The sequence below is a fragment of the Mesotoga infera genome, assembly GCA_011045915.1.
Classification (GTDB): domain Bacteria; phylum Thermotogota; class Thermotogae; order Petrotogales; family Kosmotogaceae; genus Mesotoga; species Mesotoga infera_D.
Genome location: DSBT01000276.1, coordinates 1 through 2,867 on the forward strand (window position 1 = coordinate 1; position 2,867 = coordinate 2,867).

At 47.5% G+C, this 2,867-nt stretch carries 4 protein-coding genes; all 4 read left to right on the plus strand.

Annotated features, from left to right (window positions below; translation table 11 throughout):
• Positions 1-466 (plus strand): HD domain-containing protein (locus ENN47_09180; GenBank protein ID HDP78335.1); only part of this gene is annotated, 466 nt, incomplete at its 5' end.
• A gap of 120 nt (positions 467-586) precedes the next feature.
• Positions 587-1,471, plus strand: coding sequence for a decaprenyl-phosphate phosphoribosyltransferase (locus tag ENN47_09185; GenBank protein HDP78336.1), 885 nt, complete (start codon positions 587-589; stop codon positions 1,469-1,471).
• 13 nt (positions 1,472-1,484) lie between these two features.
• Entirely contained in the window at positions 1,485-1,856 is a 372-nt protein-coding gene (locus ENN47_09190; protein HDP78337.1) for a small multidrug resistance protein, read from the plus strand.
• Positions 1,857-1,869: 13 nt separating this feature from the next.
• Positions 1,870-2,867 (plus strand): DUF362 domain-containing protein (locus ENN47_09195; GenBank protein ID HDP78338.1); only part of this gene is annotated, 998 nt, incomplete at its 3' end.

Consider the following 2,867-nt stretch of genomic DNA (forward strand, 5'->3'; position numbering starts at 1 on the left):
CAGAAAGCTTGGATTCGAAGAGAACAGGCTTACAGGTCTGAGGCTTTCGGCGATGATTCATGATGTAGGAAAGATACAGGTGCCTGCGGAGATACTCAACACACCAAGAAAGCTGACCAATCTCGAGTTCGATTTGATCAAACTTCACCCGACAGCGGGACGTGAGCTTTTCAAAGATATCGAGTTCCCCTGGCCTGTGGCGGACGCAATCCATCAGCATCACGAGAGACTTGACGGAAGCGGATACCCGGAAGGGATCTCCGGGGATCAGATAATATTGGAGGCCAGAATAATCGCCGTTGCCGATGTGGTTGAGGCGATCTCCTCTCACAGGCCGTACAGAGCTTCGCTGGGCCTTCAGGCTGCACTCGATGAAGTTCGAGGCGGTAGGGGCAAGCTCTTTGATCCCGAAGTCGTGGATGCTTGTCTGGAAGTATTCGATGAGGGTTTCTCCTTCTCAGACTGATTCTTAATGAGTGGCGCGTTTTCGGTATCGTATCCCGTTATGTTAATATATGAGGGCTTGATGTTCTCTGAAGAAGATTCACCTGGAATAGGAAGCGCGTTTTCTTTGTAGGAGATGTAGATGGTCGATTTTTCAGTAGTTTTGAGGCTTATAAGAATACGTCATTGGCTAAAGAATCTCTTTGTCTTCGCTCCTCTGATTTTTTCGTCTAACCTTACTGACTTAACCTCTCTTCTGAGAGCCTTTCTGATCTTCATTGCCTTCTGTCTCATTTCGAGCAGTGTATACATTTTCAACGACATCCGGGATCGGGAAAGCGACAGTCATCACTCAAGAAAGAGAAATCGACCTGTGGCTTCTGGTGAGATCAGACTGAGAGATGCTTGGATAATTGCAGGCATTCTGGCGACACTTGCCGTCCTGGTCGCTCTCTTTCTTCCTAATCTGGCACTGGTTTTTCTGTTGTTGTATGTTCTCGAAAATCTCTTCTATACATTGAAAGGCAAAGACATGGTCTTGATAGACGCCTTCTGCATTTCTGCCGGTTTCGTGATAAGGGTAATGGCCGGGGCGTATGCGATTGAGACAAGCCCAACGGGTTGGATAGTCGTTACGACGTTTTTCCTCTCTCTCTTCCTAGGTTTCGGAAAGAGGAGAAACGAACTGCTTACCCTGAATGAAGAAAGCAACAACCATCGGAAAGTACTAACATTGTATGACCACAAATATCTTGACTATCTTATGATCGCAACCGCATCTATCTCGATAATCTCATACACACTTTACTGTCTCGATCCGCAGGTGATAGAGAAATTCAGCACAGATAAGCTGGTTTACACCGTGCCCTTTGTAACTTACGGAGTCTTCAGGTATCTTCTTCTCCTTTTCAGAAACGGCGAGGGAGATCCGACAGAAGTGGTGACAAGGGACAGAGGAATAGCGTTAACCGTCTTATTTTGGATTGTATCTGTAATGCTTTTGATTTACGTTCCCATATGGATGTAAAGAGGGAAGATAGATGAATTTGACCGAAGGTATAGTACTTTTAATAGCAATAGTATTCAATGCCGGGGCAAACATCCTGCTGAAGCACGGAATGCAGAACGCGCCCGACATCAACAGCGTTGGACTCAAAGGGATGCTAATCAATTCAATCACAAACATCAGCGTCTGGCTGGGGCTTTTCTCATTCGGGGTGGCCTTTATCTTCTACAGCGTAGTTCTTACGAGGATGAAACTGGGAGTGGCATATCCGATAATGACGAGTGCCGGATTTGCAATAGTGACCGTGGTCGCAGTATTCCTCTTTGATGAAAGGCTTAGCGTGATGAAGATAGTGGGCATAGCCGTAATCGCCCTCGGCATATGGCTGGTTGCAATGGCCAAATAATGGAGGCATTAAAATGAAGAAAACGAAAGTTGCAGTCATAAAGACGAGTCCCGAGAGAGTTCTCGATGACTACAGGAGGCTTGCAAAACTGGCCGGAATGAAAGAGGCCATGGACGGAAGCGCCACGACAATCTTGAAAGACAACATATCCTGGCACCTTCCGATGCCCGGTGCAAATAGTACGCCCTGGCAGCTCGAGGGGGCCGTACTCGCTCTGAAGGAAGAGGGCTTCGGCGAAATAGTGGCTGTGGAGAACAAAACCGTGGTCACGAGACCGAAGTACGGAGAGAAGCAGAACAAGTATGATATCATCTACGAAAAGTACGGTATCCCAATCCTTTACAACTTCGAACCGGAAAATATGTCTTGGGTGGAATACACTCCCAAGAGCAAGCTGAGAATACTTCCGAAGATATACCCTGAAGGGCTGAGACTGCCGGACTACTTCTTCGGGAAGAATATCGTTCAGCTTCCGACGATGAAGTGCCACATCTATACGACGACCACAGGTGCGATGAAAAATGCATTCGGCGGTCTTCTCAATGTTAAGAGGCATTACACTCACTCATGGATACATGAAACTCTGGTTGACTTGCTGAAAATACAGAAGGAGATACACTCGGGTCTGTTCGCTTTCATGGACGGTACGACCGCAGGGAATGGGCCGGGACCGAGAACAGTGATTCCCGTGAAGACAGACTACATACTTGCCAGCGAAGATCAGGTCGCAATAGATGCCGTCGCAGCGAAAATGATGGGCTTCAATCCGATGGACCTGAAATACATAAGGCTGGCCGATGAAGAGGAGCTCGGAAATGGAAGGCCCGAGAACATAGAACTTGTCGGAGACGACATTTCCGGTGTCAACTTGAAATTCCATGTGGGAGACAACTTTGCGAGCAGAGTCGGAGATCTACTCTGGTTCAGTCCGTTGAAGGTCTTTCAGAAACTCTTCTTCCACACGCCGCTTGTGAAAATCTTTGTGGCCGCTTCGGACACTTATCATGACAA

Excerpts from the sequence above, each read along its gene's own strand:
- ENN47_09185 (HDP78336.1), top strand. The coding sequence starts at position 587 with ATGGTCGATTTTTCAGTAGTTTTGAGGCTTATAAGAATACGTCATTGG.
- ENN47_09190 (HDP78337.1), top strand. The coding sequence starts at position 1,485 with ATGAATTTGACCGAAGGTATAGTACTTTTAATAGCAATAGTATTCAAT.